This is a genomic window from Bombilactobacillus sp. ESL1197 (assembly GCF_058107145.1).
In genome coordinates this window covers 135971-162343 of record NZ_JBYLTY010000004.1, presented here as the reverse complement: position 1 = coordinate 162343, position 26373 = coordinate 135971, and the positions used below count along the sequence as shown (strand labels likewise).

Sequence of the window (26373 nt, the reverse complement as noted above, 5' to 3'; positions counted from 1 at the left end):
CAAAGTTTTATGAATGAATTTAGTATCAAACCCGCAATTACTAGTGTGCCTGATTTACCCACTTTATTTCAAGAATTACAAGTGGGTCAACATGATTTGCTCTTAACTAATCAGTATATTATTGAACCCCATTTGGACCTCGATCAACTTCCACTCGACGTGGTTTATCTCGAAAATTATATTCAGGGTGAACCCACTGATCAAGCGGCCGATCAACTATTACAACAAGTCAATACCAAAGATTATGATCGCATTCTGGCTATTGGCGGTGGTTCCGTGATTGATAATGCTAAATTACTGGTTTACGGTACTGGAGTTAATATGCAGCAAATTGCTGCAAATGGCGCTAATTTAACTAAAAAGCGGCAATTGATTATTGTGCCAACGACCACTGGTACCGGCAGCGAAGTTACCAATGTTGCCGTCTTCAACTTTTTAGCTAAACAAACTAAAGTTGGCTTAGCCTACCCGCAAATGTATGCCGATCAAGTTTATCTAGTGCCACAATTAGCGAAAACTATGCCTTATAAAGTGTTCGCTACTAGTTCCATTGATGCGTTAGTCCACGCAATTGAATCTTACTTGTCACCCAAAGCTACTAGCTTTAGTAAACTGTTTTCTGTGCAGGCTATGACAACAATTATTCAAGGTTACAATCAAATTATTATCCAACAACAAGTCGGGCAAACACCTCAAGGTCAATTACTCTTAGACTTTTTAGAAGCCAGTACTATGGCCGGTGTAGCCTTCGGCAATGCTGGTTGCGGCCCCGTTCATGCCCTAGCATACCCGATTGGGGCAACTTATCATATCGCTCATGGCCAATCCAATTATTTAGTATTTAGTGGCACCTTCAGAAAATATCAAGAATTGGGAGCTGATTTATCTGCTTTAGAAAATATTTTAGCAACGATTCTACCTGTTGCTCCTAAAGCTACGCTCTCTGAACTAGAAAAACTAATTGATCAAATTTTACCCAATCAAAGTTTAAGTCAAATTGGCATGACTGAACCAACTTGCCAAGAGTTTGCCCAATCAGTGATGGACAATCAACAACGATTAATGATTAATTCCCCCATCACTTTAACTCAACAAGATGTCTGTGATATTTATACTCAATTACTTTAATTTTCTAATTAATTTCAGCAATGCTCGGCAATCTAACATGATTTCCGAGCATTTTTTTGATCTTATATAGCTAATAATTAAAATTAATTTAAAAGCATTTTAATTTTAGGCTGCAATAATCAACATTGTTATATCAAAGTTTTCGCGACTAACTCCTTGCTTTTTAATTAGTTTTAAATTAGAATTGCATTAATTTAAAGTTAAAGGAGTGCTACTTATGAAAAAAATAGCTTTAATTGGCCTTACTTTACTCACCAGTTTTGGATTAGTCGGTTGTGGTCATAAGAATGCAGATGCTAAAAAAGAAATCGCCATTGGAACATCAGCTGAATTAAGTACCGCCGACGTTTCATTAGCCATGGATAATGAATCTGCCGAAGTGGCCGAACAAGTCAATGAGGGACTTTACAACTTCAATAAAAAAGGCAAAATTATCCCCGCACTGGCCACCGGAATGCCTAAATTATCGAACAATCAAACTACTTATACCATTAACATGCGCCATAACGCCCACTGGAGTAATGGTAAACCTGTCACCGCCCAAGATTTTGTTTATGGCTGGCAACGAACTGTCAATCCCAAAACCAAATCACAGCAATCTTACTTTTTAGAAAATGTTAAAAATTATCAAGCAATTAATTCCGGCAAAATGAGCCCACAAAATTTTGGCATTAAAGCTACTGGCAAGTATCAACTGCAAATTCAACTAGAACACGCCGTACCATATTTTCCATCAGTTTTAGCCATGAGCGCCTCCTTCCCTCTTTACAAACCATATGTCCAAGCCCAAGGTAAAAAATACGGTACCAGTTCCAAACATACTTTATATAACGGTCCCTTCACTCTCCAAGACTGGGACGGCACCAGCGATACTTGGTCTTATGTCAAAAATCCGCATTATTGGGATCAAAAGCACGTCCACTTGGACAAAATTAAAGTCTCTGTGATCAAGAGTCAGGATACTGGTGCTTACCAATTTGAATCTAAAGAATTAGCCATGGTGCCTTTAACTGGTCAAGAAATTAAAAATCACGCCCAAAGTAAAGCTTTATATGTCCGCAAGTTACCCGGCACGCAATATTTAGAATTCAACAATAAGCGTAAACTCTTTAGTAACGAAAAAATTCGCCAAGCCCTGGCCATGGCCATTGATCGCCAACAATTGACTAGCAAAGTTTTACAAGATAAATCAGTACCGGCCACGGGGTTCGTTCCTACCGGTTTCAAAAATCCGCAAACTCATCAAGATTTTGCCAAACAGGCTGGACAATTAACCCAATATAACGTCAAGCAAGCGCAACAATTATGGCAAAGTGGACTCAGCGAACTGGGATTGAAATCGGCTAGTTTCACTATTACATCTAGTAACGATGATCAGACTAAGAAAGTGGACGAATTTTTGCAGTCACAATTACAAACCCACTTACCCAAACTCAAAGTTAACGTCAAACCAGTCCCGTTTAACAGTCGCCTAGCCTCTTGTGAAGCGGGCAATTACGACGCCGTCATCAATGGCTGGACACCAACTTTTGCCGATCCGACAGATTTCTTAAATCTTTTAACAACAGGTAACAAAAATAATGAAGGCAAATTTAGCGACAGTCAATATGATCAGTTAGTCAAGACTGCTAATAATCAATATGCTACGCAGCCACAACAACGTTGGAATAATCTGCAAGCCGCCAACAAACTAGTTGTTCAAAAAGCGCCGGTCGTTCCCTTGTATTACCTATCTCTTGTTTATTTGATTAACCCCAAACTCAAAGGTATTGTGATGGGACCTATGGGCTTTCCATATTACAAAAATGCCATCATGAACTAATTAAATTCATTGGTTAATTAAAATAAAATTACCAATTGACCAAAAGTTATTAATAATCAAGACTATTTTTAATTAATTTAACTGCGTTTTAGCACACAATCAAGATTGTTGATTATCCAATCCGATTAGCTGAAACGCAGTTTTTTTATGAAACATAATGCCGAATTAAGGTCGTCTAGGCATGAATATTCAGTCAGTTAGTCAAAAAATTATTAGCCAAATTATTATTATTATTTTTTAAATTTCTGAATTTAATTTTTAAAAACTTTTTACATTCATTTTTAATTTTAGTTTGCAATTAAATTAATGTCGAATTAGAATAAAATTAATTTCTAAATTATTTAAGGAGGGATGTTCATGAAGAAAATCTATTTAATGGGTTTGACCTTACTTAGTAGCCTAAGCCTTGTTGGTTGCGGTCATAATAATGCCACCAACAAAAAAGACATTTCCATTGGGACTTCCGCAGAGTTAAGCACTGCCGATGTTTCACTGGCGATGGATAATGAATCTGCCGAAGTTGCCGAGCAAGTCAATGAAGGCTTATATAATTTCAATAAAAAAGGTGAAATTATTCCAGCATTAGCCACGAGTAAGCCGAAATTGTCAAACAATCAAACTACTTATACGATTAACATGAGACATAATGGTCACTGGAGCAACGGCAAGCCTGTGACCGCGCAAGACTTTGTTTATGGTTGGCAACGGACTGTTGATCCCAAAACTAAATCACAGCAATCTTATTTTTTGGAAAACGTTAAAAACTATAAAGAAGTTAATAGTGGTAAGTTAGCCCCGAGTAACCTCGGCATCAAAGCCACTGGTAAGTATCAACTGCAAATTCAGTTAAATCAAGCCGTGCCGTACTTCCCATCCGTTTTAGCGATGAGTGCTTCGTTCCCATTGTATAAACCGTATGTTCAAGCTCAAGGTAAGAAATACGGTACCGATGCCAAACATACTTTATATGATGGACCGTTTGTCTTAAAAGATTGGGATGGCACTAGTGACACTTGGTCCTATGTCAAGAATCCCCATTATTGGGATAAAAAGCACGTCCACTTGAACAAAATCAAAGTCTCCGTTATTAAAAGTCAGGATACCGGTGCTTACCAATTTGAATCCAAAGAATTGGCAATGGTGCCTTTAACCGGGCAGGAGATTAAAAATCACGCTAAGAGCAAATCATTATATGTTCGTAAACTTCCGGGAACTATGTATCTGGAATTCAATACTAAACGCAAATTATTTAGTAATGAAAAAATTCGCCAAGCCATGTCCATGGCTATTGATCGCCAACAACTGACCGGCAAAGTTTTACAAGATAAATCGGTTCCAGCTTCTGGCTTTGTGCCAACAGGTTTTAAAAACGAACAGACTGGTAAAGATTTCTCCAAAGAAGCAGGGCAATTAAACCAATATGATGTTAAACAAGCTAAGCAACTCTGGCAAAGTGGGTTGAGCGAATTGGGACTCAAATCGGCTAACTTCACCATTCTTTCCAGCAACGATGATCAAACTAAGAAAGTCGATGAATTCTTACAGTCACAACTGCAGACGCATCTGCCTGGTCTCAAAGTTTCGGTCAAATCAGTCCCATTTAATAGTCGGTTATCCTCCAGTCAATCCGGAGATTTTGATGCCGTCATTAATGGTTGGACACCAACCTTTAATGACCCTACTGACTTTTTGAACCTCTTAAAGACCGGCAACAAGAACAATGAAGGCAAATTCAGCGATAGTCAATATGATCAGTTAGTCGACAATGCTAACGGACAATATGCTACACAACCACAACAACGCTGGGATAGTTTGCAAGCTGCTAATAAGATGGTGGTTCAAAAAGCGCCCGTCGTTCCTATGTATTATATCTCAATGGTCTATTTAATTAATCCAAAATTAAAGAATGTTGTCATGGGTCCCATGGGCTTCCCATATTATAAAAATGCCTACATGAAATAAAAAATAACTATTAGGAGTAAATTCAATTATGAAAATTTATATTTCTACTGATGTCGAAGGTTTAGCAGGTATTACTGATTGGAACATGGACGATCACGATACTGTCAAGTTCCGGAAGCTTTATAACGAACAAGTTGCTTGGACTCTCCAAGGCATTCAACAAGCAACGAACAACAGTCAAATTGATGAAATTTTGATTTCTGATTCGCACGCCAGAGGTACGAACTTAGATTATGACTATTTATCAGATATTGACGACCGGATCTCTTTAATTAGTGGTTATCCGCGTGAAGATTATATGATGAGTGGCTTGGATGATTCCTTTGACCAAATTTTCTTTGTTGGTTACCACTCAGGCATTGGTAAATTACACGGCAATATGGATCATAGTTACAGTGCCCGTTCTGCTTATAATGTCTGGATTAATGGTCAATATCAAAACGAAACGACTATTAATGTCGCTTATGCTAACGAATTGGGTGTTCCGGTAACTTTAGTCATTGGTGACTCGGCACTTAAAGAACAACTCGTTGACGAAAAAATGTGTCCGACTCCTAAAGTAGTTGTTACAAAAAAATCCTTAAATCGCTTCTCCGCGATGAGTTATCCGCGAAAACAAGTTAAAGCTGATATTATCAATGGTGCCAAAGAAGTAATTGACAATCCGGCGCCTTATACTGCTGTGCAACCATTAAGCACACCTTTAACTTTAAAGATTCAATTAGCTAATACTGCTAAGGCAGATGCCGTTGAACAAATGCAAGATGTAACACGCGTTGATGGGCGCACAGTGGAAGTTCAATGCCCATCCATGAAAGCTCTGTTAAATGAAATTATTGCCATTGTTATGTTAGCTGGTACTCAAGACTAATCAAGACTAATTAGGAGTAGTGCAAATGAAAGAAAATCAAGAAATTGAACTAATTAAACATTTTTCCAATTTAAATGGTGCTTCCGGTTTTGAAATGGAAGTCGCTAAATATTTTCAAGAACAAACTAAACCCTTTGGACAAACCAAAATTGACGGAATGTTTAATAGTTACGTCAGTCGCCAGCAAAATACTGGCAAACGCCCAATGATTCAAATGGATGCACATGCCGATTCGGTCGGTTTTATTGTTCAAGCCATCCGACCAAACGGCTTAATTAAATTCGTACCGTTAGGCGGTTGGGCTCCAACTAATATTCCAGCCATGCGGGTGCGGGTTCGCAATCAAGACGGTCAATATATCAAAGGTGTCGTAGCCACTAAGCCACCACATTTTATGACTGACGCCGAACGTAACGCTGTGCCCCAAATTGCCGACTTATCGGTTGATGTTGGTTCCACTAGTCGTGAAGAAACTATTAATGACTTCAAAATTAACACTGGTTGTCCGATTGTGGTGGATGCTGATTGCGAATACTTTGACACCACCCGCATGTTCTTCGGCAAAGACTTTGATAATCGCGTTGGTGCCGCTGCTTTAGTTGCCACTTTATCTGATTTAGCTGATCAAGATTTAAATGTTGATTTAACCATGGCTTTGTCAACTCAAGAAGAAGTTGGAACGCGCGGAGCTGAAGTTACTGTGCGTAACATTGACCCTGACTTGTCAATTGTCTTTGAAGGTTGTCCATGTGATGATACTTTTACGCCTGATTGGTTAGCACAAACTGGTCTCAAACGTGGACCAATGCTCCGCGATATGGACACATCCTTTATTGCCAATCCATTATTTGAACAATACGCTGATGATTTAGCTACCAAAAATCATATTCCACATACTCGTTCGGTTCGGACCGGCGGCGGTGTTAATGGCGCTCCGATTTTATACTATCGCGGGGCTCCAACTATTGTCATTGGCATCCCAGTGCGCTATGAACACACAGCTTTCAACTGGGCCAATCTTGATGATTTTGAAAACGCCGTTAAACTAGCCGTCAAGATTATTGAATCAATTGATGAATCAACAATTAACAGTTTTAAAGGCGAATAAATTGTAAGATCCCTCTAAAAAAATATCCATGATTGAATGTTCTGAGTTAGTTAATACTAATGAAATTCAATTAATGGATATTTTTTATTTGTAATTGTTCCAATTATTGCTTTACAAGATGATTAACGACAAAATCAACATCATTATTACACCAAAAATCATTGGTACCCAAGTGCGTCTAATAATTTGTAAAGGTGCCAACTGAGTTTCACCTGCAACAATTAAGACTACTGCCGCTACGGGCGAAACTGCTCGAAACAAATTACCTGCTAATTGCATCGGTACCGATAATGCCATTGGCGCAATCCCAGCGGCTTTAGCTAATGGCACAATTAAGGGAATCATCGCAAAGATTAAGGCCATACCACTGCCACTTAGTAAAACAATTACTGCTGTAAAAATAACCATAACGACTGGCAGGATAAAACCAGCTCCTGTTAAATGGTGCATCATCGTTTGGATCAGATTGATTAAGCCCATGGAAGTCAAACCTTGGACAAAGACCTGTGCTGATACTAACAGAGCTACCACACTCATTACGTTGCCCATCCCATTGAAGAACGCATTAGTCTCCTTGAGCACACTTTTTATTTGCCGCTTTTTACAAAATTCAACAAAAACCGCAATTATAAAACTCATAATTGAGACGACCTGAACACTTAAAGTCAATTGATGTTTCAGTCCTAAATTGATAAAAAAGACAACTAATAATAAAATAATTGGCAATAATGGTAAGATTCCATAAATCAAGCGCCAGCCCCCAGAATAATCTGGAACTTGTTGAACCTCTTTGGCCTGGTTGGGATCTGAACTTTGCGCCAATTCCGCTGAATAAGATAAATTTTCTGGATACTTTTTATCCTGATATTTTTGCCAAAAGTAATGCACGACTGCCATCGCTAAAATAGTTGGAATAGAGATAATAGCATGGTACTTAAAGACATAGGTACTAACCGGTAAGTGCAACTGAGCTGCTACAGCCACATTATCGGCCCCTAAGGGCGTGGGGACAATGGTCGCAGAAGTAGCAATCACAGCCGCTGCGCTAAACCTGGACATGCCCGCAGTTCTTAAAACTGGATATAAAGTTGCTAACAGAATAATGGCTAAATTAGCAGCACTGGGAATAACTAAGGACATGAGGGTGCCTAATAAAAAGACAATTGGTACTAAGATATACACAGATTTAATCTTTTTAATGGGCTTACTTAAGGCATCAACCGTTACTTGATTAGCTTGGATTTGGTTCATATAAGAACTATAGCCACCCAATAACAAAATCACAAATCCTGGACCCACCAAAGTGTTACTAAATTGATCAGCTAATGATTGAAACGGATTGAGCCACACATTTCCCGTTGGCACAGTAACTTTGACTTTTTGTCCCAATATAAGGGCAACATACATCAAAATTAGCCCCAACAGTAATAATGTCATTTTAATATCGTTCTTCTTAATCAACATATAAACTAAAATACTGACTGCGATTAAACTAATTAACAAGATTAGAATAGTTTGCATTAAGTCTATCCCCCATAAAAACTAAATATTAATCATTCAGCCGGAAATAACGGTACTGGTTTTTGTGATTTAACATCGAACATTCCTTGATCAGAGATCTTTAATGCCGGTGAAACCAAGAGCGATAACGTCGACAAAGACATAATTTCATTAAAATGATGATAGCCTAAGCTTTGCATTCCTTGACGCACCTCCGCTAGTTGTTGCCCCAGTTCTGGAATCGGAGCATTAGATACCACCCCACCAATTGGTAGTGGCGCGTTAGCAATGATCTGTTGATTTTTAGCTACTACATAACCACCTTGCTGTCGTATTAATTGATTTTGTGCTACGACCATATCTTTTAAATCAGTGCCCAAAACTAATAAATTGTGGTGATCATGTGCCCATGTGGTTCCAATTGCTCCGGGCTGATTAATAGCACCTTTGATCAGAGCAAATTGTAATGGATAATGGTGCCCATAACGCTCTTGCACTACTAATAAAGCTAAACCAGCCGCTTGCCATTGTACGTGATGGTTTTTGACTGTGAGGGTAGTGGGTTCACATTTAGTAAAGGTACTGGTTGGTTCAATTGCAATGACATTGGCCGTTACTTGCCCATTTTCTTGGGCAACTGTTAAATCTAAATCCTTGACCGTTAAGGGACTAGCTTGTACTGAATGGCTTAATTGTTCACTAAAATGCACTGGTTGGGGTTTAATATCTTGAACCAAGCGACCATTTTTATACACTGAATTAATTTTAAAAGTTGCTAAGTCGTCTAAAACGATTAAATCGGCCACCCGGCCCGGGGCAATCGCACCTCGATCCCATAGTCCCATACGACGAGCAGGTGTATAAGTTGCCATATAAATAGCCATTTCTGGACTGAGACCATAACTAATTGCTTGTGCCACCAATTTATTTAAATGGCCTTCGCGTAAATCATCAGCCATTACATCATCGGTTACAAAGCAAACATGTTCGTACAGTTGCTGATCAATAATCGTTTGAATGATCTCCGGCTTCAACGACTTGGCCTGAATCTCCACAAACATTCCGTTAGCAATGCGCTGTAACATCCCCGTGGGTGTCTGCTGAGTATGATCCGATGTAATCCCACCGGCAATAAAGCGGGCTAAATCTTCGTCTAAATACTTGGGGCAATGTCCTTCCAGCGGCATCGTCGGTCGTTTCTTGCGACACACGGCAATTAACTTATTAATCAGAGAATCCGGTTGCGCCACTACGCCTTTAAAGTTCATAACTTCGCCCAGAACTACCACCCGCGGATCATCTAATAATTGACTGACTGCTTGTTCATCAATGACTCCTCCCGTCGTTTCCATCTGAGAATTAGTTGACGGCACCGAGGACGGAATAGCAAAAAAGATATCAATTAAGCTCGGTTGATCCATAAACTCTTTCAAGCCACTCAATCCAGCCACGTTAGCAATTTCATGGTCGTCCGCCACAATCGTCGTGGTGCCAAATTTGGCAGCTTGGGCGCCAAAAGCCGTAGGGGTGGTCATTGAACTTTCAATGTGCATATGTGCATCAACTAAGCCGGGAATCACAAATTTATCGTTTAAATCAATCACTTGCTGGGCTTGTGGCTGTTCCTTCGTTACCCAATAAATTTGCCCGTCCTTCACGGCAATATTGACTTTTTGAAATTTTTTTAAGTAAACATTAAAAACCTGTGCATTGATAAAAAGCTGATCAACAACTGTCATGATAACAATCTCCTTTATTTTTTATAATTCAATCTTATTATACTACTAATTCAAGAACTATATCAGTATAAAATCAGAATATAATTCGTATATACAGAACTATAAATTGTATTATCTATTATATAGTACGTATTTATCTAATAAAAGCAAAAAAGACCTCAAATCAAAATAAATATGAACTTTGAAATAGATTAACTACCATCTCAAACTTTATTTATCTGACTTTGGTCTTTAAATTTACTTGTTAAATTTAATTAATTAGTTCTATTTTGATAAATCCAGAGTTTTTACGCCAAAATTTTGTGTCATTGCTTTACATTTTTTATCGACGTAGTAACTGTTACACCCTAGTTAAAGATTTTTGAGGGCGCAATTTTTTCTCTTTTATGCTGTTCCAGCCTTTTGATAATTCTTAATTTCCGCCGCAAATTCTGCCAATAATTTTGACCGATATTTTTTAGAACCCCGCCGTTGTTTAACGTGTTGCCACAAAATGGCGGCTACTTTCATTTTAGGCTGGTAATCTTTTGTTAATGGATCTTGGCAAAAATCTTTTACAAAGTTATTCCATTGATAGGTCTGCTCTTCAGCCGTAGCAACCGTACAAGACGGAGATTGATAAGCATCAATTAAATCTTGAACCGTTGCCTCATGATCCTGCTCAAGCTGAACAGAACGCAGCTTAATAGCCATCGCCTTTTTAAACGAAAACTTTGCCACTCCAAAATACTGCGCAAAAAATTTTCGGGCTTCATTATTCAAGGTAAAACCACTATCTAACAATTTAGTCGTCGGCTGCAAATCTTGCCATTTTAAATTATTAGATTGAACTTTACGTCGCGGTTTAATCAGTGCTACTGGTATTCCATATAAAAATTGGACTAAATATTGGGTTAATTCGGCCTTAGTCCCATAAGTCGGTAAGTGATATTGACGACAAAAAGATTGTAATTCTTGCTTATACCAATAATATTGCAAAAAAGTTGTACTAGTTAACTGGGAACTAAATTCTGGTCGTTGATCCATTCATTGTTCCTCCTCATACAGAACTTTTGAACCTAACCCAATTAATTAATTCGCTCTAACCGGGTAACACTTTCCACGTGCTTAGTCATTGGAAACATGTCGACTGGAGTGCTAGTTTTGGCTTGATAATCCGTACGTAATAAATCAACATCGCGAGCCAGCGTAGCTGGGTTACAACTGATATAAACGATACGCTGGGGTTTTAAGCTGTGAATACTCTCAATTAAGCTAGCATCTAAGCCTTTGCGTGGTGGGTCCACCACTAACACGTCAATTGGGCGTTGTTCCTGTGCCCATTTTTGTAAGACATCTTCTGTCTTACCAACAATAAATTGGGCATTATCAATTTGATTAATCGCGGCATTAACTTGCGCATCGTGCACGGCTTGTTTGACTACTTCAATGCCAATCACTTGCTGCGCCTTGTCGGCTAAACTCAAACCAATCGTTCCAATCCCAGAATAAGCATCCACAACGATTTCTTGTCCCGTTAAAGCTGCTGCGTCAATCGCTAATTGATATAATTTTTGCGTTTGCTCCGGATTAACTTGGTAAAAAGATTGCGGCGAAATGCGAAATTCTTTTCCTAAAATTTGATCCGTAATATAACTTTGACCTGCTACTAATTCAAACTTCGAACCCAAAATCACGTTCGTTTTCTTCGCATTGATATTTAAATACAGAGACTTAACAGTAGCATTTTGCATAATTGCTTTACATAACTGTGGCAACTGTTTAATTTCATCAGACATAACGACCAACACTACCAACAGCTCACCAGTTGTTGCAGAGCGCCGCACCATGATATGGCGCACTTGACCACGATTGTGTATCTCATCGTAGCCTTGTAAACCAAATTGTCGTAATAAGTCCCGAATTTGATTAATTTCCGCATCAATTGCTGGCGCTTGAATCAAATAATCATCTAATGGCACTAAATCATGGGAGCGACTGCGAAAGAAACCGGTCGTGGCTTGACCCTGAAGCGTCCGTACTGGAATCTGTGCCTTATTGCGATAACCTAGCGGCTGCGTCGCCCCCACGGTCGGTTGAACGGCGATGTCTAAATGATGCTTTTGAAAATTATTCACCACTTGTTGCCGTTTAAATTCTAACTGCCGCTCGTAACGCCAATGAATGAGCGGTGCAATACCCGTTTGGATATATTTGGGATCATATTGGCTCACCCGATCTGGTGAAGCTTGTAACACTTCTAAAGTTTTAGCAAAACCAAACTTGCGACCTACCTTCGTGACTACTGCTTTAACCTGCTCTTGTGGCAAAGCATTTTCCACAAATAACGAGTAACCGTCAACTTTAGCCACGCCTAAGCCTTCATAGGATAAATCTAAAATCTCCAACGTCACGACTTGATTCTTTTTTAAATTGGTTGTTTGCATAATTTTTCCTTTTACCTAATTTGACTAAAAAAGTTGTCTCCCCCAACAAAAACATTTGCTGAGTTGAAGTCTAACAACTTCGAGACAACTTTAATAGTTATTCTTTTAATGAATTAACACCTTGAACAAACTGTTCTTCAGCTTGCTTTTCATCAGGCGTTTCTGTATTTAACGAGTGATCCGGGATGGCATCAATATCGGCAAAAATTTGAATATGGTGCCGTAAAACCTTGATCTCCATCGGTGCGTCACCACCATATTCGCCATCCAAATTAATCATAATCCGCTGATCATCATTGGGGCGAACAAAAAGCTTTTTGGTTTTAGTATAAATAATCTTTGGATCATCAATATGCTTACCGCCATTCAAAGCTTTGGCAATTAACACTAGAATTTCGGCAATATTGGCGCCTTTAACAATTAACAAAGATGCCTTACCATCACCCAATTCTGCATCGGGAGCAACTTGCTCAAAGCCACCAACGGAATTCGTCAATCCCGATAAGAACAGTGTTACATCACCATCATAGACGCCATCGTCATACTCAATATGCATGTTAATTGGTTTGATTCGGGGCAACATCTCAGCGCCTTTAACTAAGTAAGCTAAATACCCCAAAATGGACTTATATTCTGACGGTACTTCATAAGTCACTTCCGAGATGGAGCCTCCACCAGCAATATTCATAAAATAGTGGTCGCCTGCTTTGCCAATATCCATTGGCAATAATTGCTTTTTTAAAATGACGCGGGCCGCAGCTACGGGATCATTGCGGGGAATTTTCAAAGCCCGCGCATAATCATTCGTTGTCCCACCAGGAATCACTGCCATGGGCGGGCGCTTATCTAATGGTGAAATGCCGTTCACCACTTCGTTTAAGGTTCCATCGCCCCCAGCAGCCACAATTAAATCAAACCCTGCTAAAGCTGCCCGCTGGGCTTCTTTTTGGGCCGATAACGGTTCTGGCGTCGTTTGAAAAGCACTCGCTTCATACCCCGCTTCTTCCAACACATTTAAAATGCCCGCAACACTTTTTAAAATTGTTTCATTTCCCGAGGTTGGATTATAAATCAACCGAGCTTTCATTCATTAACCTCTTAGCGTTTTTTGATTTCTGCATTTAAAATTTGGTTCACCATCTTAGGGTTAGCCTTACCTCGCGTTTGTTTCATAATCTGACCAACTAAAAAGCCGATAGCCCGATCTTTACCATTTTTAAAATCAATAATTGATTGTTCATTATCATCCAAAATTTGATTAATAATTGGTGTCAACACGTTAGGATCAGATTCTTGAACCATTCCTTTAGCCTCAACGAATGCCTTCGGTTCGGTTCCGTTAGCAATCGTTTCTGCAAAAACTTTCTTCGCAATTTTCGAAGAAATCGTGCCATCTTTAACTAAATTAATCATTGTCGCTAAGTTTTGCGGCGTCAATTTCGTTTGCACCAGATCCAAATCGTTTTCGTTCAAATAAGCATTGACATTGACCATCAACCAATTAGAAACTTGCTTGGCATCAGCACCTAAAGCGACGGTTTGATCAAAGAAATCTGACATTTCTTTGGTATCTGTTAGAACACCCGCATCGTATTCTGGAATTCCCAATTCGTCAATATAGCGTTGCCGTCTTTTATCAGGCATTTCTGGAATGGCTTGTTTAATTTGTTCAATCCATTCACTAGTAATATGATAATCTGGCAAATCTGGCTCTGGGAAATAACGATAATCATCGGAGCCTTCCTTGACCCGCATCAAAATCGTTGAAGCTGTGGCCTCATCGTAACGCCGCGTTTCCTGCGCCACTGAGCCCCCCGCCATTAAAATCTCGGATTGCCGCTTGGTTTCAAAAGCTAAACCATTTAACACATGTCTAAACGAGTTTAAGTTCTTTAATTCAACTTTTTGGCCTAATTTATCTGAGCCAATGGGGCGAATAGAAATATTAGTATCCACCCGCATGGAGCCTTCTTCCATTTTGACATCTGAAGCACCAGTAAATTGGACAATTTGCCGCAATTTTTCTAAATAAGCATAAGCCTCTTCTGGTGAAGCAATATCAGGCTTGGACACAATTTCAATTAATGGTGTACCTTGCCGATTCAAGTCAACATACGAGTAACCATCATCCGCATGGGTATTTTTACCAGCATCTTCTTCAACATGCATTTCTTCAATACCAATTTTTTTCTTGTGTCCATTAACTTCAATTTCAATCCAGCCATCATGAGCCAACGGTTTTTCTTTTTGCGTAATTTGATAAGCTTTGGGATTATCTGGATAAAAGTAATTCTTCCGATCAAAATGCGTATGGTGTTCAACTTCCGCATTCAAAGCTAGAGCAACCATAACTCCTAGACGGTAAGCATTTTGATTAACGGTCGGCAAGGTTCCCGGCATCCCAAAATCAATCACATTAGTCATCGTATTGGGACTAGCACCATAGGAAACAGGGGCGGGACTAAACATCTTGGATTTTGTTTTGAGTTCCACGTGCACTTCTAGGCCAATTGTCGTTTCAAAATTCATTAATTATTGCCTCCTAACTGTGGACGTTGCTGTAAAAATGCTGATTCATCTTCGACAACTTGGGCAGCATTAAAAATAGTTTGTTCTGCAAAAGGCTTGGCAATCATCTGTAAGCCCACTGGCATTCCTTCAGCTAAGCCCACTGGCACTGAAGCTGCTGGTAAACCAGCTAAGTTGGCCGGAATAGTCAAAATATCGTTCATGTACATAACTACTGGATCTTCAATCCGACTCCCTAAATCAAAGGCTGTTGTTGGTGCGGTCGGTCCCACGATTAAATCATAATCTTGAAAGACTTTATTAAAATCATCCATAATTAATGTCCGCACCTGTGCCGCCTTATTAAAGTAAGCATCATAGTACCCAGCTGATAAAGCAAAACTACCTAACATAATCCGGCGCTTAACTTCATCACCAAAACCTTCACTACGTGACTTAACGTAAACATCATCCAGGTTATGAACATCTTGTGCTCGATAACCATACCGAATGCCATCATAGCGTTGTAAGTTAGAAGAAGCTTCACTTGATGCAATAATATAATAAACTTGCACCGCATATTGCGCATGTGGTAATTGGACGGTATCAATCGTGGCACCATTTTGTTCTAAAATGCGAATGCCCCGTTCAACTTGCGCTTTGACTTGTTCATCGACACCTTCACCCATAAACTCTTCGGGAACGGCAACTTTTAAGCCACGCACATCAGCTTGAATGTTCCAATCAGGCACTGGTTGTTGGGTACTTGTATTATCATGTTGATCAAAACCACTGATCGCTTGTAAAACTTGAGCTGAGTCAGCCACGTGGCGTGACAAAACGCCCACTTGATCCAAACTTGAACTAAAGGCAATCACGCCCCAACGCGAAACGCGACCATAAGTCGGTTTAATTCCAAAAACACCATTAAAGGAAGCCGGCTGGCGCACGGAACCACCAGTATCAGTTCCTAAAGCAGCAATAACTTGACCTGAAGCCACTGCCGAGGCCGAACCACCAGAAGAACCGCCGGGAACCTTTTGCGTATTCCAAGCATTTTTAACGGGTCCAAAATAAGATGTTTCACTGGAAGAACCCATCGCAAATTCATCCATATTGGTTTTACCAATATTAATTAAACCAGCCTCAAACGCTTTTTGCGTCACCGTGGCATCATAAGTTGGCACAAAATTATTTAAAATTTTACTAGCAGCAGTCGTGGTCATGCCCTTAGTTAAAATATTATCCTTAATGGCCAACGGAATTCCCTTTAAGGTTTCATCAGGACCCACCGCTACTGGTGCCAATTGGGCTGCAGCGTCATTGACAGTAATAAAGGAATTCAACTGTGGATTCAGTGCCTGGATATTTTCTAAAGTTGCTTGTACTAACTCTTGACTACTAATTTGTTTCGTAGCCAGTTTTTGATGGAGCGTCGCAATTGTTTCATCAAAATAATTCACGTTACTTGTCCCCCTGATTTAACATTGATGGCACTTTAATAAAGCCACTCTCTTGTTCTGGAACATTTTTTAAAAGTGTGTCGCGACCCGGACCTTCTTGAGGCTCATCAAGTCGAAAAGTACTCTCTTGCCGTGCAATATGCGTCGTTGGCGCAACTCCTGCCGTGTCCACTTGACTTAATTCATCTTCCATTCGAATAATGTCGTCTAACTGCACCGTAAAATGTTCTAAACTGGCATCATCAAATTCTAACTTTGATAAGTCAGCCACATGGCGCACTAATTCTTTATCAAGCATTAAATCATCCCTTCATAAACACAATATTTAATAAATGAGCTCTCTAACTTTAATAAGAAGTCAAAACATGACTGCTATACTGTTTACTATTATAATCTTTTGTTAACAACGACTGCAAATCCTGAACGGTTTGAATTTTAATTTCTACGGCTGGTTGTTGTGGTAAATATCGATTAGCTGAATCTTGGACAAATTGCGTGAAACTATTGATCTGTGCCACACCGTAGAATTGAGTCGTAATTGTAATAGCTAATCCTTGTAAAGAACCATCCTGGTAATGAGCTTGCGCAGTTACCCCACTTAAATTAGGGAAATAACTTTGCACATGGTTCTTAAAGTTAGAGAAGCTATCGGCATCACTACTATTAATTGGTGATTCATCATTAACCACCGGCCAAACTTGATTTTGTTGTTTAATAGCTTTCCAGTCAGCAACTTGCTTTTGCTTCGGCTGACTCACACCATAACTAAAGAAAGTCCCTCCGACTAGCGAGTCATTCACATTTTGTTTATACAAACCAACTGTAATAGGCACATTTTTTAAACTAGCTTTTTGGCGTAAGCGCGTAACAATCTCATCAGCCATTTTCTTCCCCTGCGCCAAACGCTGTTCCGGGGTAATTTTCGTTTCAAACTGAGCGCCATACTTTTCCTTAGTATAATAATCGACATCATTCATTGCCAAGCCAATTGTCACACCGGATAAAGTATAACTTTTATCATTTTGTGTATAAAAATCCTGTTCCAATAATTGCTGCAGATAAATAGGATTGCGCTTATCGGGCTCTAGTGAACCATTATCTTCCGGATTTAATCCCGTCGGATTTTTGGCTGATTTACGATCTAACCAATTCTGGGCCATTTTGGCTGAAATAATTTTACCTTCTTGAAAAGAATAACGGTCAGTAGAAAATTCCTTCTTCGAAATATCCAGTAGGCCACTTTCAAAGGCTGCTTGATTACCATCATTATCACTATCGCTATCAGCCGTTAAACCCGTAATCGGGCTGGTATGATACTTGCCATTGTTCAGTAAGGTACTATATTGTCCGGTTTTCGAAGCCCCGGTAGTCGTCATCTTACTGCTTTTTTCATTACTATGTGAAGACAAAGTGGAATTATTTAAGTTACCACAACCAGCTAATAATAACGTTGTCAAAACGACAGTAATAATCCCCGCAATCTTATTTTTTGGCATATTTACACTTCCTCAAGTTGTTGTTGTAATTGGCTTTCATCCCAAATAGCTACTCCTAATTGCCGAGCCTTTGTTAATTTACTACCCGCTTTTGCACCAGCAATTAAAATATCGGTTTTTTTGGAAACGGAACTAGTAACATGCGCTCCCAAATGTTCTAGTTGTGTCGTCAATTGCGCCCGCGTATAGTGTTGCAAAGAGCCCGTCAAGACAATTGTTTTACCATTAAAGATGGTATTATCACTTGAAGCACCAGCAGTTTGATAAGTTAAATTGACTTGTAACTTGGCTAATTCTGTAACTAGTTGTTGCACTTTCGGATTTTGGAAATAAACAGTCACACTGTCCGCAATAATCTCCCCTAAAGTTGCAATCTGCGCAATTTGCTCTTTGGAAGCAGCCATCAACGCGGTTAAAGTTTGAAAATTTTGTGCTAATAATAACGCTGCTTTCGCACCAACATGGCGAATCCCTAAACCATATAATAAGCGTTCTAAGGAATTAGCTTTCGAGCGGTCAATAGCTGTTAACAAATTATGAATGGATTTATCTTTAAAACCCGGAATTTCCGTCAAGTCACTGGCTGTTAGCCGGTACAAATCAGCGACATCACGTACTAAGTGTTTTTGCCACAGCTGTTGGATAATTTTCGGGCCTAAACCTGTAATGTCCATGGCATTCCGTGATGCAAAATGAGTTAAGCCCTCTTGCACCTGCGCCGGACACATCGGATTAATGCAACGTAAAGCTACTTCTTCTTCCAGATGCACCAGTTGTGATTGACAAGAAGGACATTGTTGTGGAATGACGTATGGTTGACTATCACGAGAACGCTGATCAACCAAAACTTGCGAAACTTCGGGAATAATGTCCCCCGCTTTATGAAGCAATACCACGTCATGCAAGCGAATATCTTTTTGTTTAATTAAATCTGGATTATGCAACGTGGCCCGCGCCACTGTCGTGCCCGCCAATTGTACAGGATCCATCACAGCAGTCGGTGTCACCACACCTGTCCGCCCCACAGTCCAGACAATCTCATTAATCCGCGTTTTAGCTTGCTCGGGGGGAAATTTATAAGCAATTTCCCACCGTGGAACTTTGACCGTATTACCCAGAGTTGCTTGGGCTTGGAGATCATTGACTTTTAAAACTACTCCGTCAATGCCATAGGGTAAATCAGTCCGTAATTCTTGGTATTTAGCAATAAAATCTTGCACGCCTTCTAAGTCATGACTGACAAAATGGTCAGGATTCGTTTGAAAGCCCAAATCTTGCATTGTCGTCAAAGCTTGGGCTTGATTATTCACAGCTAAAGCTTGCGGTTGCATCAAAGTGTAGATAAAAGTGCTTAATTGCCGTTGTTTCGTGACTTGTGCATCCAATTGCCGTAAGCTACCCGCAGCAGCATTGCGCGGATTGGCAAAAGCACTAGCGCCGTTTTGATCACGCTTTTGATTTAATTGTTGAAAAGCAGCCTTGGACATGTAGCATTCACCACGAACTTCCAGATCCAAAGGCTGGGCTAAAGTCTGTGGAATATCACTAATTGTTCGCACGTTAGCTGTCACGTCTTCACCTACTTGACCATCACCACGGGTGGAAGCTTGGACTAATTTTCCTTGTTCATAGCGCAGTGATAACGCCAAGCCATCAATCTTTAACTCCACACAATAATCTACAGGATGACCCAAAGCCATTTTTAAACGATTATTAAAAGTTTGCAGCTCTTCAAACGAAAAAACATCACCCATTGATAACATCGGAATGGCATGATTAACTTTTGAAAATTCTGGTAAAACAACATCACCCACCAATTGACTAGGAGAATCTGGCGTTACTAATTGGGGAAACTGCTGTTCTAATTGTAATAATTGTTCATATTGTTGATCATAAACATAATCTTCAACTAAGGGGGCATCTTTAGTATAGTAAGCTGCCCGCTCCTGATTCAGTTGTGTGCGTAATTTGGTTAATTGCTCTTGAGCTGTGGATTGATCCATATCATTCTCCTGACTCAACTTTTTTAATCGGGGCAAACTCAGCTAATAGGCGTTTAATGCCGGTCGGTTGTTCAAAGGCAATATCTAACTCGGCGCTTTCGCCTTGTCCCGTAACTTTTACAATCGTCCCAATGCCCCAAGCTTTATGCTGTACCTGTTGACCAATTTGCCAATGAACTTGACCAGCAGCACTTTGATTCGCCACACTCGGAGCTTGTGGGTGTTGTTGGGGTTTACGTGGCCGACGAATAGAGCGACGTTGATCAAACGGGTATTGCGTCGTATTAGCTTGCGGTTGCACAGCTTTTTGTTCTAATAAATCAGGGGTAATTTCGTCAACGAATCGCGATTGAGGATTACTCTGGGTACGACCATATAACATTCTGGACCAGGCACTGGTCAAATATAGCCGTTCCTGTGCCCGGGTAATGCCGACATAAGCCAACCGCCGTTCTTCTTCCAGTTGCTCAGCATCATTCAGTGAGCGACTTAAAGGAAAAATTCCTTCTTCCATGCCCACTAAAAAGACTACTGGAAATTCCAAACCTTTTGCCGCGTGTAATGTTAACAACGTCAGCTGATCACTTTGGTCAGCTTCCGTATCTTCACTGCTCACTAACGCTAATTCTGCTAAAAAATCGACCAGAAAATCAGCTGCTTCATCCTCTGGCTCATAATTTTGATCAAAATCTTGTGTCACCGTTAATAATTCTTGAATATTTTCTAAACGTGTTTGAGCCTCAAGGCTATCTTGCCGCTCTAAGTTAGCCACATAGCCACTTTGTTCAAGCACCGCTTGCATTAAATCAGTCATATTGGCATAAGCCTTGGGTTGTTGCAACTTGTGAATCATCTGCGCAAAATTTTGCAGGTTGAGTTTAACTTTACCTGATAAGCCTGTAATGGTATCGGCATTGAAAGCTGCTTCTAACAAACTAATTTGTTTTTGATCGGCAGCTTGCTGCAACTTCGCCAAAGAGCCCTGTCCTATCCCGCGTTTAGGTTCATTAATTACTCGTTGAAAACTTAAAGAATCTTTAGGATTGGCAACCAATTGTAGGTAGGCTAAAACATCCCGAATTTCTTTGCGATCATAGAATTTGTGCCCACCAATAATTTTGTACGGTAGGTTCGCCTTTAACAATTGATCTTCAAAAATTCGCGATTGTGCATTAGTCCGGTACAAAATGGCCATTTGCTTTAACTGATAATCTCCCGCCTGGCGTAATTTGACAATTTGGTCAATTACATACAACGCTTCATCCCGTTCGGAAGCAGCACGATAATAAGCAATTTTTTCACCCTGCGGATTATCTGTCCATAATTTCTTCGGTTGCCGATTATTATTATTGGCAATCACATCATTAGCTGCTTGTAGTATCACTTTGGTCGAGCGGTAATTCTGTTCCAATAAAATTGTTTGTGCTTGAGGATAATCCTGTTCAAAATTCAAAATATTATCCATGTTAGCACCGCGCCAACCATAGATACTCTGATCGCCATCACCCACGACACAAATGTTTTGGTATTTGGCTGCTAACAAACTAACTAAGCGATACTGAGCATCATTCGTATCCTGATATTCATCCACGTGAATGTAATGAAACTTTTCTTGATAAGAATCTAAAATTTGCGGATTTTGCTCAAATAAAATCGTCGTCTGCATAATCAAGTCATCAAAATCCATACTTTGATTATCTTGTAAGCGCGCCTGATATTGTTCATAAACTTGGGCAGCGACTTTTTCAAACGGACTATTAGCTTGTTGAGCATAAGCTTTAGGCGTTAGTAACTCATTTTTGGCACCACTAATCACACTCAATAAAGCCCGCGGATCATATTTTTTGGGATCAAGATTTAACTGCTTTAAAATTTGCTTCACCAAAGTTAATTGCTCTGATGAACCCGTAATTGTAAAAGCGCGACTATAGCCAATTGCTTCTGCCTCACGGCGCAAAATTCGCACACACATCGAATGAAAGGTCGAGACCCAAACTCCCTGTGCATGTTCACCTAACAATTTTTGAACCCGTTCTTGCATTTCGCGCGCGGCTTTATTGGTAAACGTAATCGCCAAAATGTGCCACGGCAAAACTTCTTGTTCTTCGATTAAATAAGCAATCCGGTGCGTCAAAACTCGCGTTTTACCACTACCAGCTCCAGCCAAAACCAACAAGGGACCATTTGTTGTCGTTGTTGCCTGTTTTTGTTTATCGTTTAGTCCCTGTAAAATAGCTGTTTCTGACATTAAATTCTTCCTTTTCTTTTCTAAATTACAGTCTCAATTATAGCAAACTCTTGCGGACAATCCAGCCACACGAAAAGAATATCTATCACACAATCGCAAAAATTATCCACAAATTTTTCAGTGCGTCTAACTCCCGATATTTAGCATCTTCTGCAGCTGTTAATGCCAAACAAAGAGGTTGGGCTAAAAGTCAGCTGACAGTTCAAGCTGAACTGCTGGCTTTTTCAATTCAATCAGCTTAATGATCACATACAATCATTAAGCTGATTGACCCCAACCTTGATTTATTATTTTTTATTTTCAAACAAGTAATTTTTGTCAAACAACGCTCTAGTTTAAGCCCACCCGGGTAAAAATTTCATCAATATGTTTTAAATGCCAGTGATAATCAAAGGCTTCATCTAAATCAGCGGGACTCAAATACTGCATAATTTGCTCATCAGCTTCTAGTAATGGCCGAAAGTCCACGTGCTCTTCCCAAACTTGAGCCGTCTTGGGTTGCACCAAATCATAGGCTTGCTCCCGACTTAACCCCGCATCAATTAACTTCAACAACACGCGTTGTGAATAAATCAAGCCATGCGTAACATTTAAATCAGCAGCCATTTTATCTTCAAAAACGGTTAAATTGCTTAAAATTTTAGTAAAACGTTGTAACATATAGTCCAAAATTTCCGTGGAATCTGGCAAAATAATCCGTTCCGCTGAGCTGTGCGAGATATCCCGCTCATGCCACAATTCAATATCTTCTAGTGCGGTAAACACATGTCCTTTTAAAACACGCGCTAAACCCGTAATATTTTCTGAACCAATCGGATTACGCTTATGAGGCATCGCTGAGGAACCTTTTTGTCCTGGCGCAAAATGCTCCTCGACTTCGCGCACTTCAGTGCGTTGTAAGTGTCTAATTTCTAAGGCAAAACGTTCTAAGGAAGCCCCAATCAAAGCCAATGTCATGATATATTCAGCATGCAAATCACGCGGTAACACTTGTGTAGAAATTTCCTGCGCTGTCAAACCTAACTGGGCACACACCATTTGTTCGACTTCGGGAGGCACGTTAGCAAAGGTCCCTACCGCACCACTGATCTTCCCGGCTTGAACACCTTGAGCAGCATGATCAAACCGTTGTAAATCGCGTTTTAATTCTGAATACCAATTGGCCAATATTAAGCCAAAGGTGGTGGGTTCAGCATGAACACCATGAGTCCGGCCCATCATCACCGTTGTTTTATATTGTTGCGCTTTTTGAGCCACTACGTGTAACAACTCCACTAAGTCTTGGCGCAACAAAGTATTAGCTTGTTTTAACAAATAGCCATACGCTGTATCAACAACATCTGTCGAAGTAACTCCAAAGTGAATCCACTTTTTTTCTGGACCTAAGCTTTTGGAAACAGTCCGTGTGAAAGCTACCACATCATGCTTCGTAATTTTTTCCATGGCGATAATATCTGCTACTTGAAAGCTAGCGTTGTGTTCAATGGCAGCTAAATCAGCATCCGGAATTTTTCCGAGACGATTCCAAGCTCGGCCAACGGCAATCTCCACTTCTAACCACGCCTGATATTTATTTTGCTCACTCCAAATTTGGGCCATTGCTGGATTCTGATACCGTTTGATAACCATGAACTTCTCCTTTATCCCTTGGTTGTAAAGCTACCACTATTTTTTAAATCTGCCACAACTCTGTGGCGTTCACATAATTGAGTAATTGTTGTTCATTTTCCGCAAAAACCACTAAAGTTCCAACTTCTGTTTGGTCTGTGGCAGACGAATAGTCACGATGATTAAATTTTAATTGCCATTGTGGATGTTGCTGAATCAAAGCCACCGCTGTGGACAAATGCTGTTTAGTCACCTGTAACTCACAGCCATTCATCCAGGGAGTTAAGTTGGGCAGGGGCCAATTACACAAACTGCGGATTAACAATTCTTCCTGAGAGGTTTGCGTCACCGCTGCAAAAATTTGCGCGGAAAACACGGTTCCCGGATATAACCGTTCAACATAGAGCATTCCCGATTGGGTAGTACACAATTTAATCGCAAACAAGCCTTGATAATGCAAATGACTGCCAATGGTTTGGGCAATTTCTTGCACTTCTTGTTTCAAAGCGACTTCATCAGTTTTCGTAACTAAAGCCGTTTTCAAGCCTTGCGGGCGTGTAACCTTGATCAACGGATAAGTTTTAATGTCGCCCGTGTAATCTTTCGTAACCATGGCAAAGACTTCTTGATGAATATCGACCAATGATTCCAAAATAAAGGAGCCTTGTGGCAATTGATAATTGTCAATTTGTGCTTGATTATAAAATGTTTCTTGAAAATCAGGATCCACCGCGCGTTGAATCGGTTTTAAAAGACATGGAAACCCAATTTCTGATACAGCCATTTGTAAGTCAGCTTTATTCACAACCGTGACATACGGAGTAATATTCAAATTATGTTCGTTCAAAAAGCACCGTTCTAAATAACGATCTTGCATCAAATCAAGAATTTCAGTACCTTGAACTAATTTTTCCGGCTGGGCTAATTGTTGCGGATCAGGTAATTCGATCTGACTATCATTATATAAAACTAAATCCACAGCTTGAAACAAGCGTTCTAACAATTCTAAGTTGTGGTAATCACCCACGATTAATTTACTAACAACATTAGTCCATTGCTTCGGCTGGTCAGTCAAAACTGTCACCTGAAAGCCCATATTTTGCGCTTGAATGGCCAATTGCTGATCACTACTACCACCATGAATAATTCCTAATTTACTGTTCGGTTCCATAAATTCCATGCTTAATTCTGCCTCATTCTTCTGCAAAAATTACCTTTCCGTTCTCAAAACCACTGATTCTAGCTAAGGACAGAATCGGAATCTGCTGTTCATCAATCAGCTGCCGCCCTTTTTGGAAAGTCTTTTCAATGACAATCCCAATTCCTTCTAACGTCGCCCCTGCTTGTTGAATAATCGTGGTCAAGCCGGAAACTGCTTGTCCATTAGCCAAAAAATCATCCACAATTAAAACGTGATCTTGAGCAGTCAAAAACTTTTTAGCAATACTAATTTGATTAGTTTCTTTTTTAGTAAAGGAGTAAACATCCGCAACATATAAATCCGAACTCATTGTAATAGAACGATGCTTCCGAGCAAAAACCACTGGCTTTTGAAAAGCAACGCCCGTTAAAACGGCGGGCGCAATTCCCGAAGATTCAACAGTTAAAATTTTGGTAATCGGCAATTTTTGAAAATGCTGATAAAAAGCCTGACCCATTTTTTGCATTAACAGCGGATCAATTTGATGATTTAAGAAACTGTCAACTTTGAGCACATCTTGGCCTAAAACTCGACCGTCCTGCTTGATTCGTTCTTCTAGTTCACGCATTGTGGTGCCTCCCTAAGCTTTACTTTAAGATTACCATTATCACTGCATTAGTGAAATACCTTAATTTATTTGGTATCATATTCATCTAAATTATAAGTCTGAATAATTTTGATTAGTTTTTTAGCATAATCTGGATCTGTAGCATAACCATCTTTTTGCAAACTTCGCGCCGCCTCGACATAGTTGTCAGCCGCTAGTACGTGCTGGTACTGCTGCTTATTCCAAGTAGTACCGTTTGCCAACAATGCATCATGATCGGCAATGGATGCTTCAAAATTAGTATAAACCTTAAAACGGGCGGTCACTGTGACCCACTGTCCATTTTGGTACTCTTGAGTTTGCAGTTCTTGCGACTCTTGGGGATTGTCATCTTTCACGCCAAACAAATTATGATAATCACTAGCCAAACTACTTTGCCCCCAATTACTTTCCAAAACAGCTTGGGCCAACGTCACACTTGGTAATACATGATACTGTTGCCCGTATTTCACAGCCGCTGGTGCTAACTTTTTAATAAATTGCTGTTTTTGCCGAAATTGATTCTGTACTTGAATATTCGGCTGCGAGTTCACAACTTCTTGTCGCCAATGATTAATCATTATGACCGCTAAAACAAATCCACAACCTAAGATTAAAATTGCCACCAAGCCATTCGCAAAATTATTTTGCTGAGTTGCCCGGCTACGCCTTTTTGCCAAATTTTTCACCGATATCTTTCTCAT

General features: G+C 39.9%; 20 protein-coding genes. 5 read left to right on the top strand and 15 right to left on the bottom strand.

Annotation, left to right across the window (positions count from 1 at the left end):
• Positions 1-9 precede the first annotated feature (9 nt).
• The 5 genes from AC3B6B_RS08530 (at position 10) to AC3B6B_RS08510 (ending at position 6891) form a co-directional block, all read left to right on the top strand.
• On the top strand, positions 10-1128 hold the full coding sequence (locus AC3B6B_RS08530; RefSeq protein WP_489758222.1) for an iron-containing alcohol dehydrogenase: 1119 nt from the start codon (positions 10-12) through the stop codon (positions 1126-1128).
• A 217-nt stretch (positions 1129-1345) separates the two neighbouring features.
• A complete protein-coding gene (locus AC3B6B_RS08525) occupies positions 1346-2950 on the top strand; it encodes a peptide ABC transporter substrate-binding protein (protein WP_489758221.1) in 1605 nt (534 codons plus the stop codon).
• Between the two features lie 357 nt (positions 2951-3307).
• On the top strand, positions 3308-4912 hold the full coding sequence (locus tag AC3B6B_RS08520; RefSeq protein ID WP_489758220.1) for a peptide ABC transporter substrate-binding protein: 1605 nt from the start codon (positions 3308-3310) through the stop codon (positions 4910-4912).
• 28 nt (positions 4913-4940) lie between these two features.
• A complete protein-coding gene (locus AC3B6B_RS08515) occupies positions 4941-5783 on the top strand; it encodes a M55 family metallopeptidase (RefSeq protein ID WP_489758219.1) in 843 nt (280 codons plus the stop codon).
• A gap of 25 nt (positions 5784-5808) precedes the next feature.
• Complete coding sequence (locus tag AC3B6B_RS08510; protein WP_489758218.1) at positions 5809-6891, top strand: M42 family metallopeptidase; 1083 nt, start codon at positions 5809-5811, stop codon at positions 6889-6891.
• A gap of 111 nt (positions 6892-7002) precedes the next feature.
• Here the strand turns inward: AC3B6B_RS08510 and dcuC are convergent, their stop codons facing one another.
• The 15 genes from dcuC to AC3B6B_RS08435 form a co-directional block, all read right to left on the bottom strand.
• Positions 7003-8412 (bottom strand): C4-dicarboxylate transporter DcuC, encoded by a 1410-nt coding sequence (gene dcuC, locus AC3B6B_RS08505; RefSeq protein WP_489758217.1) that lies wholly within the window; start codon positions 8410-8412, stop codon positions 7003-7005.
• Between the two features lie 32 nt (positions 8413-8444).
• Positions 8445-10130 carry an adenine deaminase C-terminal domain-containing protein gene (locus tag AC3B6B_RS08500; protein WP_489758216.1) on the bottom strand — a complete coding sequence of 562 codons (1686 nt, stop codon included), beginning with the start codon at positions 10128-10130 and terminating at the stop codon, positions 8445-8447.
• Between the two features lie 384 nt (positions 10131-10514).
• Positions 10515-11156 carry an SAP domain-containing protein gene (locus AC3B6B_RS08495; protein WP_489758215.1) on the bottom strand — a complete coding sequence of 214 codons (642 nt, stop codon included), beginning with the start codon at positions 11154-11156 and terminating at the stop codon, positions 10515-10517.
• A gap of 41 nt (positions 11157-11197) precedes the next feature.
• Positions 11198-12556, bottom strand: a complete 1359-nt coding sequence (rlmD, locus tag AC3B6B_RS08490; RefSeq protein WP_489758214.1) for a 23S rRNA (uracil(1939)-C(5))-methyltransferase RlmD — start codon at positions 12554-12556, stop codon at positions 11198-11200.
• Between the two features lie 97 nt (positions 12557-12653).
• Complete coding sequence (locus AC3B6B_RS08485) at positions 12654-13643, bottom strand: diacylglycerol kinase family lipid kinase (protein ID WP_489758213.1); 990 nt, start codon at positions 13641-13643, stop codon at positions 12654-12656.
• Between the two features lie 11 nt (positions 13644-13654).
• Positions 13655-15085, bottom strand: a complete 1431-nt coding sequence (gene gatB / locus AC3B6B_RS08480; protein ID WP_489758212.1) for an Asp-tRNA(Asn)/Glu-tRNA(Gln) amidotransferase subunit GatB — start codon at positions 15083-15085, stop codon at positions 13655-13657.
• Complete coding sequence (gatA, locus tag AC3B6B_RS08475; protein ID WP_489758211.1) at positions 15085-16527, bottom strand: Asp-tRNA(Asn)/Glu-tRNA(Gln) amidotransferase subunit GatA; 1443 nt, start codon at positions 16525-16527, stop codon at positions 15085-15087. Before gatA ends, gatB begins: the two co-directional genes overlap by 1 nt.
• Before the next feature lies 1 nt (position 16528).
• Entirely contained in the window at positions 16529-16825 is a 297-nt protein-coding gene (gene gatC / locus AC3B6B_RS08470) for an Asp-tRNA(Asn)/Glu-tRNA(Gln) amidotransferase subunit GatC (protein ID WP_489758210.1), read from the bottom strand.
• A gap of 49 nt (positions 16826-16874) precedes the next feature.
• A complete protein-coding gene (locus AC3B6B_RS08465) occupies positions 16875-18023 on the bottom strand; it encodes a CamS family sex pheromone protein (RefSeq protein ID WP_489758209.1) in 1149 nt (382 codons plus the stop codon).
• Between the two features lie 2 nt (positions 18024-18025).
• Complete coding sequence (gene ligA, locus AC3B6B_RS08460; protein WP_489758208.1) at positions 18026-20026, bottom strand: NAD-dependent DNA ligase LigA; 2001 nt, start codon at positions 20024-20026, stop codon at positions 18026-18028.
• A 1-nt stretch (position 20027) separates the two neighbouring features.
• The gene (gene pcrA / locus AC3B6B_RS08455; RefSeq protein ID WP_489758207.1) at positions 20028-22274 is read right to left on the bottom strand and encodes a DNA helicase PcrA; all 2247 of its coding nucleotides are present in this window, start codon (positions 22272-22274) and stop codon (positions 20028-20030) included.
• Positions 22275-22604: 330 nt separating this feature from the next.
• Positions 22605-23903: an adenylosuccinate lyase gene (purB, locus tag AC3B6B_RS08450; RefSeq protein ID WP_489758206.1), complete on the bottom strand. Its 1299-nt coding sequence runs from the start codon at positions 23901-23903 to the stop codon at positions 22605-22607.
• A gap of 43 nt (positions 23904-23946) precedes the next feature.
• On the bottom strand, positions 23947-25062 hold the full coding sequence (locus AC3B6B_RS08445; protein ID WP_489758205.1) for an ATP-grasp domain-containing protein: 1116 nt from the start codon (positions 25060-25062) through the stop codon (positions 23947-23949).
• Positions 25063-25075: 13 nt separating this feature from the next.
• Positions 25076-25651, bottom strand: coding sequence for a xanthine phosphoribosyltransferase (locus tag AC3B6B_RS08440; RefSeq protein WP_489758204.1), 576 nt, complete (start codon positions 25649-25651; stop codon positions 25076-25078).
• Positions 25652-25716: 65 nt separating this feature from the next.
• Entirely contained in the window at positions 25717-26358 is a 642-nt protein-coding gene (locus AC3B6B_RS08435) for a glycoside hydrolase family 73 protein (protein WP_489758203.1), read from the bottom strand.
• Positions 26359-26373 lie beyond the last annotated feature (15 nt).

Coding starts and splice junctions, on each gene's coding strand:
- AC3B6B_RS08530 (WP_489758222.1), top strand. CDS start 10: ATGAATGAATTTAGTATCAAACCCGCAATTACTAGTGTGCCTGATTTA.
- AC3B6B_RS08525 (WP_489758221.1), top strand. CDS start 1,346: ATGAAAAAAATAGCTTTAATTGGCCTTACTTTACTCACCAGTTTTGGA.
- AC3B6B_RS08520 (WP_489758220.1), top strand. CDS start 3,308: ATGAAGAAAATCTATTTAATGGGTTTGACCTTACTTAGTAGCCTAAGC.
- AC3B6B_RS08515 (WP_489758219.1), top strand. CDS start 4,941: ATGAAAATTTATATTTCTACTGATGTCGAAGGTTTAGCAGGTATTACT.
- AC3B6B_RS08510 (WP_489758218.1), top strand. CDS start 5,809: ATGAAAGAAAATCAAGAAATTGAACTAATTAAACATTTTTCCAATTTA.
- dcuC (WP_489758217.1), bottom strand. CDS start 8,412: ATGCAAACTATTCTAATCTTGTTAATTAGTTTAATCGCAGTCAGTATT.
- AC3B6B_RS08500 (WP_489758216.1), bottom strand. CDS start 10,130: ATGACAGTTGTTGATCAGCTTTTTATCAATGCACAGGTTTTTAATGTT.
- AC3B6B_RS08495 (WP_489758215.1), bottom strand. CDS start 11,156: ATGGATCAACGACCAGAATTTAGTTCCCAGTTAACTAGTACAACTTTT.
- rlmD (WP_489758214.1), bottom strand. CDS start 12,556: ATGCAAACAACCAATTTAAAAAAGAATCAAGTCGTGACGTTGGAGATT.
- AC3B6B_RS08485 (WP_489758213.1), bottom strand. CDS start 13,643: ATGAAAGCTCGGTTGATTTATAATCCAACCTCGGGAAATGAAACAATT.
- gatB (WP_489758212.1), bottom strand. CDS start 15,085: ATGAATTTTGAAACGACAATTGGCCTAGAAGTGCACGTGGAACTCAAA.
- gatC (WP_489758210.1), bottom strand. CDS start 16,825: ATGCTTGATAAAGAATTAGTGCGCCATGTGGCTGACTTATCAAAGTTA.
- AC3B6B_RS08465 (WP_489758209.1), bottom strand. CDS start 18,023: ATGCCAAAAAATAAGATTGCGGGGATTATTACTGTCGTTTTGACAACG.
- ligA (WP_489758208.1), bottom strand. CDS start 20,026: ATGGATCAATCCACAGCTCAAGAGCAATTAACCAAATTACGCACACAA.
- pcrA (WP_489758207.1), bottom strand. CDS start 22,274: ATGTCAGAAACAGCTATTTTACAGGGACTAAACGATAAACAAAAACAG.
- purB (WP_489758206.1), bottom strand. CDS start 23,903: ATGGTTATCAAACGGTATCAGAATCCAGCAATGGCCCAAATTTGGAGT.
- AC3B6B_RS08445 (WP_489758205.1), bottom strand. CDS start 25,062: ATGGAATTTATGGAACCGAACAGTAAATTAGGAATTATTCATGGTGGT.
- AC3B6B_RS08440 (WP_489758204.1), bottom strand. CDS start 25,651: ATGCGTGAACTAGAAGAACGAATCAAGCAGGACGGTCGAGTTTTAGGC.